Annotated in this window: 8 protein-coding genes; 5 read left to right on the forward strand and 3 right to left on the reverse strand. The window is 68.5% G+C overall.

What is annotated here, in order from left to right:
- Window positions 1-86: 86 nt before the first annotated feature.
- Window positions 87-1,103: a DUF2207 family protein gene (locus ACTMVF_RS41920; protein WP_441276350.1), complete on the reverse strand. Its 1,017-nt coding sequence runs from the start codon at window positions 1,101-1,103 to the stop codon at window positions 87-89.
- Window positions 1,103-2,068, reverse strand: coding sequence for an FAD-dependent oxidoreductase (locus ACTMVF_RS41925; protein ID WP_441276351.1), 966 nt, complete (start codon window positions 2,066-2,068; stop codon window positions 1,103-1,105). Before ACTMVF_RS41925 ends, ACTMVF_RS41920 begins: the two co-directional genes overlap by 1 nt.
- A 129-nt stretch (window positions 2,069-2,197) precedes the next feature.
- Between ACTMVF_RS41925 and ACTMVF_RS41930 the strand changes: the two genes are divergently transcribed.
- The 4 genes from ACTMVF_RS41930 to ACTMVF_RS41945 all read left to right on the forward strand — a co-directional run bounded on the left by ACTMVF_RS41930 (window position 2,198) and on the right by ACTMVF_RS41945 (window position 4,766).
- Window positions 2,198-3,145, forward strand: a complete 948-nt coding sequence (locus tag ACTMVF_RS41930) for a LysR family transcriptional regulator (protein WP_441276352.1) — start codon at window positions 2,198-2,200, stop codon at window positions 3,143-3,145.
- Window positions 3,146-3,325: 180 nt separating this feature from the next.
- A complete protein-coding gene (locus ACTMVF_RS41935) occupies window positions 3,326-3,517 on the forward strand; it encodes a hypothetical protein (protein WP_441276353.1) in 192 nt (63 codons plus the stop codon).
- Window positions 3,518-3,618: 101 nt separating this feature from the next.
- Entirely contained in the window at window positions 3,619-3,954 is a 336-nt protein-coding gene (locus ACTMVF_RS41940; RefSeq protein WP_086602836.1) for a deoxyxylulose-5-phosphate synthase, read from the forward strand.
- A 542-nt stretch (window positions 3,955-4,496) separates the two neighbouring features.
- Window positions 4,497-4,766, forward strand: a complete 270-nt coding sequence (locus ACTMVF_RS41945) for a hypothetical protein (protein ID WP_441276354.1) — start codon at window positions 4,497-4,499, stop codon at window positions 4,764-4,766.
- A 388-nt stretch (window positions 4,767-5,154) separates the two neighbouring features.
- Here ACTMVF_RS41945 and ACTMVF_RS41950 read toward each other — a convergent pair whose 3' ends face one another.
- Window positions 5,155-6,573, reverse strand: coding sequence for an ATP-binding protein (locus tag ACTMVF_RS41950; RefSeq protein WP_441276357.1), 1,419 nt, complete (start codon window positions 6,571-6,573; stop codon window positions 5,155-5,157).
- A 689-nt stretch (window positions 6,574-7,262) separates the two neighbouring features.
- Here ACTMVF_RS41950 and ACTMVF_RS41955 point away from each other — a divergent pair.
- A partial coding sequence (locus tag ACTMVF_RS41955) for an acetyl-coenzyme A synthetase N-terminal domain-containing protein (protein ID WP_441276355.1) occupies window positions 7,263-7,564 on the forward strand: 302 nt, incomplete at its 3' end.

Below are 7,564 nucleotides of genomic sequence, written 5' to 3' on the forward strand. Positions count from 1 at the left end.
CGTCAGCGCCCGCAGGGCTCCGACCGGCAGTTCTGTCGCCCTGGCCGCATGCTCGGCCAGGGCGACAACTGTGACCGGGGGCTGTCTCACCCACCGCCGCCGCCCCCGCTGTCCGCGCCCGGCGGCCGAAGGGGGGCGACGGTGCGGACGATCGCGTCGGCAAGGGCGGCAAGTCCCTTGGCCGGCGGATCGTCGAGAAGCACGGTGCGTCGGGTGGTGTCGAGGGCGTAGTGCTCGCGCAGGCGCTCTTCCCACTCGGAGCCGAACCCGTGCAGCATCGCGAAGGGCAGCGCTTGCTCGTAGAACCTGAGTGAGGCCTGGTCCGGCGGCAATGGGTCGTCGCGTTCCAGAATCTCCCGCAGTCGGCCGGCGTACGTTCGGGCCGCGTCACGCACTCTCCTGCCTTCCCCGGTGAGGAACCAGTCGGTCGACGGCGCGACCCATGCCAGGCCGGCTCCCGCAACGGTGCCGCAGGACAGGCCGATGCCGACCGGCAGGGACAGGGACACCCCGCCTGCTGTCTGGGCCAGCACAAGCGTCCCGGAGAGCCCTGGGTAGAAGCACAGGACGCCCAAGGCCCGCAGGCAGCCCCTGGCCCGGACCGGCCGGGTCCGTGCCCATCCGGCTCGCCGCAACTCCCCGTCGGCCGACCTTCTGACCGGGCGGACCAGATGAGCCCAGGTGGCGACTTGATACCCGCCCTTGCGATCCGCGGCGAACGAGGCCGTCCGTTCAGGGGTGTGGTCGGTCCTGTCGGTGAACAGCAATTGGAGGAGAAGCCGCTCGTCCGGGCGGAGGTTCTCCGCCCCGGGGTCGGTGGGGTCGGTGGCGGGCTGGATCGTGTGGTCGTCGATCACACGGACAAAGCCGCGCGTGGCCAAGTGAAGGATCTGGTGAGCGATGCTCCGCGCGACGGATTCGATGACGCCCCCGCGGCCCAATGCAAGCAGGCTGTGGCCCAGCACACTGGCCTGGTCGTACAGGCTGTCCAGGGCGCGCTGCAGCTGCTCCGTGGGCTCTCCTGGCTCTCCGGACCGTGTGGACGAGTGCAAGGTCGTACCGGTGGTGTCGGCTTCCTCGTCGGTGGGTCGGCGGCGGGGCATCAGCGGTCGCCGCCCAGTGCGAGTGCGGTGGCGGCATCGGCGCAGCCCCAGGCCAGGGTGACGCCGGCGCCGCCGTGCCCGTAGTTGTGCACCAGCCGGGTGCCTCCGGCCGGGGCATGCGGGTCGGCTTCCAGCCGGACTCCGCCTTCGCGGTGCGGTCGTAGGCCCACCCGGTGCCCGATGACTGGGGCGTCAGCGAGTTCCGGCAGCAGGGCGGTGCAGCGGCGCAGGATCGCCCGCGCAGTGTCCGGGCACGGGACGGTGTCCCACCGGTCATCCTCGAAGGTGCCTCCCAGGACGACATCGGTACTGCGGGGGTGGATGTAGGTGTAGCCCTCCGTGTCGTCCTCATCCCGCAGGGAGACGTGCAGGTCACGGTTGCCGACCAGGAGCAGCTGGCCCCTGACCGGCCGCAACCGCGAATCCCCGCACAGCGCGCGGGCTCCCAGGCCGGTGGCGTTGACGACCACCGGTGCCCACGCGGTCGCCTGGTCCAGGCGGTCGATCCGGCGCAGCACCAACGTGCCGCCGGCTTCGGTGAACTGCTGCTGCAGCCATGGCAGGTAGCGGGGCATCTCCACGGACGGCACGGTGAACGCCAGACCGGCGGTGTAGGGCGCCCGTATCTCGTCCGTCCCCAGCCGACGTATGTCGGGGACGGGCGCCGTCCACCAATGAACGGCGGGCGGTTCGGCTCGCAGCAGCATCCTTGTCGGGCGCATCACCACCCCGGGCACACCGTCGGCCGCTTGGCGGGCGAGTTCCACGAACGTTCGGGTGGCCCAGTCCAGAACCCGTGGGTGGCCCGTCGTACGAGTTGGATACCAGACGGCCGCCGCGATCGACGACGTGGTCGAGCCCGGTGGCTCGGCCGTCACCAAGGCGACCCGGACACCCGCCTGTTGCAACCGCAGCGCGCTGGTGAGCCCGATGACCCCGCCACCGACGACCGTCACATCGAACATGTCGGCACCACCCTCCTGACCTCGTGGGTTTGTGTACCGCCCAGTGCACAGCCCGAGTTGACGGGCCGTCCAAGACCAGTCCTGCTCGATGCGATAAGAACTGCTTATAGAAGCGCTTATAGTCGGTGGATGGACCTGCGACGGCTGCGGTACTTCGCGGTACTGGCCGAGGAGTTGAACTTCACCCGGGCCGCGCACAGGCTGCACATCGCCCAACCCGCGCTGAGCCAGCAGATCAAGGCGCTGGAACGGGACATAGGAGCCCGTTTGATCGACCGGACCAGTCGTGGCTGCACTCTGACCGCCGTGGGTACAGTCGTGGCGCGTGAAGCCGTCGAACTGCTGGCCCACGCGACCGCGGCGCAGGAGCGGATCCGTGCGGTACGCGACGGGCGGCAGGGGCAACTGCGCCTGGCTTACACACGCTCCGCACGTGGCGGCGTCGTCGACGCCCTCGTCGCGGAGTTCCGTGCACGCAATCCGGACATCGACCTTGTCCCGCAGACGGGGTGGACGGCACACAACATCGCCGAACTGCTCGCCGGCCGACTGGACGCGGCCTTCGTCCGTCCTCCACTGGACACACCGGGAATACAGTGCCGCCTGATCGCCCGGGAAGAACTTCTCCTGGCCCTCCCCGCGGACCACCCGCTCGCCGGCGAACGCCGGATCCCCCGCCACCGCATCGCCACGGAACCGGTGATTCTGTGGCCGCGCGAGAATGGTCCGGGAATGCACGACCGGATCACCCAGCAGCTGTGGCCCCATGGGGGGCCGCGCATCGTCCGCGAGGAACCCGACGACGAGCAGCTTCTCCTCGCGGTGGCCGCGGGGGCCGGAATCGCACCAGTGCCCGAGGGGCGAGCTCGTGCGCTACGGATCCCCGGGGTGCGCCTACGGCGGCTGACCGCCCCCGCCCCCACCGTGGACATCGCCCTGGCCTACCACCGGCGCGCCGCCACTCCCCTGCTGGACCGGCTCCTGGACGTCATCGAGTCGATGCCCGGCCAGGAGGGACCGGAAGACCCCGCGGCCCCGGTGCGGGGTGCCAGGACGGGACCGACGCCCGGACGCTGATCGTGAAGGCCGTCAACGCGTCTCGCTGATCCTGGGCAGGACAAGGGAGACGCCGAACTCGCCTGCCGCGCACGTGAAGCACTGGCCCCAGGCTGCCCGCACTGCGAGCTGGACAGCCTGGTCCAGGGCTACCGGGGCTACCACGGGCAGCTGATCCTGAGCAGCGGCGATCTTGAGGAGATGGGCGAACTGAAGGACGTCCGTCGTGCTGCACGCGAGGCGGGCCGCCGTCTCGGCTGGCAACCGAAGACCCATGTCGTCGACGCAAGACTCTTCGTGTATGACGACCGCGAGGTCCCCAGGGAGATCAGCGAGCTGGCCGCCAGGGATGCTGCTGACGCCATCGACGCAGAACTCCGCGGCCGCGAGTAGAAGCAAGTACGGTCAGCCGCCGCCCCACCTTTGCGGAAGAGCCTGCGCAGCTTGCCGGAAATCTGTCGAGCCCGACCCTGCGGTGGCTCTACCCTTCCCGCATGGCCCATGGAAAGACCTCGTACGTTTGCCTGCCCTGCCGGGCCTCGTACAAGCAGCCCTACCCCGGCTACCACGACCACGACCGGGTCTGTCCACGCTGCGCCGAACCATTGATCCACGTCGGCTCCGCCTTCGCGGCACCCAAGAGGCGGGACACCGCCGCCTGGCGCACGCTCTCCGTGCTGCTGCACGCCGGTGTGCGTTTCCACAAGAGCTGCTGCGGCGGCCCCGGCTACCGCCCACGCACCCTCAGCGAGGTGCGTGAACGGATGGCCTACGCCCGGGCCACCGGAGAACCGTTCGCTCAGGCGTTGGTCCGCCGCGACCTGCCCTAGCAGCCCGACAGCAGGGGACGTTCCGGCGCGCCGCCGAAGCGCCCCCTGCTGTCGTACACAGCACACGTAAGGCACACATCACGCGGCATCGTCTTCCAGGACGGCCACTGCCTCCGCCGCCTTGCGGGCGAGTCCGGCCCCGCCATCCGTCTCAGTTTCCGTCTCATTCAGTGCCGTTCACGGCCGTTCAGACGAGACCGGAGGCGGTAGCAGCCCAGACAACCGGCCGCTCATTGCGTGGACGCCTGCACGGAAATGGAACCTGCGCACCTCGCTCGTCATCTATGTCATTGCCCTTCCATGCCCATTTTTGATGATGCATCAGATTCTCGCTCAGATGTTGCTCGACTCTCGCCGCCTCTGATCACGGCCATGATGCACTTCGCCTCAACGCCAGCCCACCTTTACAGAACTGGCAGAACTGAGGGGGATTCATGCCGCAGGCCCCGGCCTCTTCATCGCCGAGCACTACGGCGGCGAACCCCAGCAAGGCCCCCCGAGACCCCCTGGCCCTACCGGAGAAGCCTGATTTCCTGCTTCCGGTGACCAACGGCACGGACAGTCGCACGTTGCCGGTGTTCACGCCGGCCGAGAAGGTCTACACCATCCACGCCCTCTGCACGGGTAAGGGCACCATGACGATTCAATACGGACCCAAGGATTCAGACCCTTCCAAGATCACGTGCGATGACCCGGTCACCATCGGCCGCGTCTACACCGCGCCCGGCGAACAGAAGCACCTGTCCGTAAAGGTCAACGGCACCGATGTGCACTGGTCCATGGCCATCCTGTCTGGCACTCACGCCATGTGATGCCCGGAATGGGACGACGATCTGGAAGCCATCCGCTTACCGCTCAGGAGGCCTGATCGGTCGAGCGAGGTTCCTTGGTCGGGTGTTCCCCTGGTGGTCAGGGCACAAAGGCAGGGCGCCTCTTGGTAGCTCAGGGTTTCGACCCCAGTCGAGCCACACCGGGAGGCCCTGTCGTCTGCGTCCTTTCGCCCTCACGTCTGCAGCGTCTGGTTACGTCCATGGACGCAACCCACGGGTTAGGTCGGAGCTGACCCTCGAGCCAGCGCCAGACGTCCGACGCTCGAAGTCGACCGCACCACAGGCGCACCTAATGATCCGCTCGCTGGGCCGGAGGCTCGGCGGGACGACAGGCCATGGACACCTGGCACCCACTCGTGTCCCGGCGTGCTCAGGAGGACCACGCCGCGAGGAGTTCCGCCGGGCCGTACGCGGCGTCGAGCCCCGCGCAGTCGGTCCCGCTGCGCGAGATGGCGATCACAGGCACGGGAGCAGGCGTGAGCGCGGCGCGGTGCCGGTGCAGCGCCGCGAGATCGTGCCGGTCGAACGGGGAGCTCTCCAGCCACTTCACCGACCCGACGAACAACAGCTCCTTGGCGATCGGCGCGCGGTCCGCTCCCACGACGTCGATCTCCACATCGTTGGTACGGGTCCAGTAACCGCCGATGGCGGGGGCGGCGGGGAGGTTCGCGTCGGGCACCAGCCGTGCCAACGCCTCGCGCACCAGAGGTTCAATGGCCCTGCCACGCCAGCTGGTCCAGTTTTCACGGATGCGCTGCAGTGTCAGGTCACCCCGGCCCCGCTCGATCTCCTCCATCGCCGGACCCAGGAGCTTCAGCCAGAAGCGGAGGTAGGGATCCGCGACCCGGTAGCGACGATCCTTCGAAGGCCGCGTGGACACGGGAAGCTCCGCCGCGATCACCCGCTTGTCCGCAAGGATCCCCAGCGACCGCTGTAGCGGGGTCGCCCCGATCCCGCCTGCGGCGCGGGCAATATTGGAGAACGTCCGCTCACCGCTGCCGATCGCCGAGAGGACGGTGCGGGCTTGGACCTGCTGGGGGAACTCTGCAGCAAGCGAGCGCTCCGCCGATACCAGCAAGGCCGACACGGGATCGCTGAGCGCCGTCTGCAGGAACTCCCACATCCCGGCGCCGTGCGTCCACTCCGCACAGATCAGCGGCAGTCCACCGGTGATCAAGGCCGCATCGAAGGCCGAGGCAGGATCGAGGCCGAGCATCTCGCCCACCTCCGCCGGGTTGAGCGGACCCAGCACCATCTCCCGTCCGCGCTGGTGGAACGGGCGTCCATAGCTGTTCAGCGCCTCCATCATCGACAGGTCGGAACCGATGAGAACCAGCAGAACCGGCTTCTTCTCCAGCACTCGGTCCCAGGCCCGCTGAAGCATGCCCTCGAAGGCGCCCTCCGCATCCATCAAATAGGGCACCTCGTCCATGACCACCACGCTCGCCCGGTCGTGCGGAAGTGCCGCCGCCAGTACGTCGAAGGCCGCATCCCAACTCGCCGGGCGGGCCGCGGACAGCAGATTCGCCAACGGAAGGCTGGACGACTGCGCATCCTGGCTGAGCCGCTCCAGGTCCGCCCCCGGCGACGCCCCTGTGGCGGCATAGAAGAGGAACGGCGCACCGGACCTCTCGGCGAACCGCTCCACCAACCGCGACTTACCCACCCGGCGGCGCCCTCGAAGCATCACGCAGCGCCCGGGCCGCTCCCCACCGACCCCGGCCGTCACCTTGCCGAGCTCGCGATCCAGCGTCTCGAGCTCGTGCCGCCTGCCCACGAAATCTGCCACGCCGCCGCCTCCCAGCATCACCTAACGACACAGATACTAACATCACAGTTAGCAACATTGATGTTAGTCAGGGGAGGGGTGGGGAGTTGCTACTCCCCCGGTGTGCCCACCGGGGAAGATCAGCCTTCCGCGCCCCAGTATGGTCCGGTATTGGACGCGGGTTACGGCGCCCCGGCACGGGTTGGGCACACATCACGCGGCGTCTTCCTCCAGGGCGGCCACCGTCTCGGCGGCCTCGCGAGCCTTCCTCTTGGCCTTTCTCCAGCTTGGCCTTCGCCTTGGCCAACTGCTTGGCGCGGCGCAGACACGTGTGCCATGTGTGCCCTGTGTGCCCTGTGTGCCCTGCGCTTCCTCGACCGCAGCCGCCGCTGGTGCTCCATCCACCTGCGGCAACCGCACCAAGAAGTGCGCACGGAGCGCATGCGCAAACGCGCTCAGCTCACTCGGCGCGCTTCATGCGAAAGCCAGGGCCGGGAACGCTCTGGTGGCTGCGCCGGCACCTCGACACCTGAGCAGGACCCAAATGTGACGACGGGGCCTGCCGAGCAGGCCCACCACACCACCCCAATGCCGGTGACCGGGCCACCGGCATGCCGCTCGACCATGTCGGCCGGCATGCGGTACTTGTGTCCGGCACCGTCCTGCACGCCACCACACGTCTGTCCCTCGATGCCACGAAGGAGTGCGCGATGGGAACGTACGAGGATGTCTTCCGCGCCAGTACCGAAGACCCGGAAAGCTTCTGGCTGGAGGCGGCGGAGGCCATCGACTGGGATGTCACCCCGCATCGCGCCCTGGACTCCTCGGGCGCACCCTTCTACCGCTGGTTTCCCGACGGTCGGCTCAACATCTGCTTCAACGCGCTGGACCGGCACGTCGAAGCCGGACACGGCCAACAGCCGGCGCTCATCTATGACTCACCCGTGACCGACACCCGGCGCACCTACACCTACACACAGCTGAGGGACGAGGTGGCGGCCTTCGCCGGAGC

Source organism: Streptomyces sp. SD31 (assembly GCF_052068475.1).
Taxonomy (GTDB): Bacteria; Actinomycetota; Actinomycetes; order Streptomycetales; family Streptomycetaceae; genus Streptomyces.

Bases quoted from the DNA above. Each gene is read 5' to 3' on its own strand.
- ACTMVF_RS41920 (WP_441276350.1), bottom strand. From the start codon at position 1,103: ATGCCCCGCCGCCGACCCACCGACGAGGAAGCCGACACCACCGGTACG.
- ACTMVF_RS41925 (WP_441276351.1), bottom strand. From the start codon at position 2,068: ATGTTCGATGTGACGGTCGTCGGTGGCGGGGTCATCGGGCTCACCAGC.
- ACTMVF_RS41930 (WP_441276352.1), top strand. From the start codon at position 2,198: ATGGACCTGCGACGGCTGCGGTACTTCGCGGTACTGGCCGAGGAGTTG.
- ACTMVF_RS41935 (WP_441276353.1), top strand. From the start codon at position 3,326: ATGGGCGAACTGAAGGACGTCCGTCGTGCTGCACGCGAGGCGGGCCGC.
- ACTMVF_RS41940 (WP_086602836.1), top strand. From the start codon at position 3,619: ATGGCCCATGGAAAGACCTCGTACGTTTGCCTGCCCTGCCGGGCCTCG.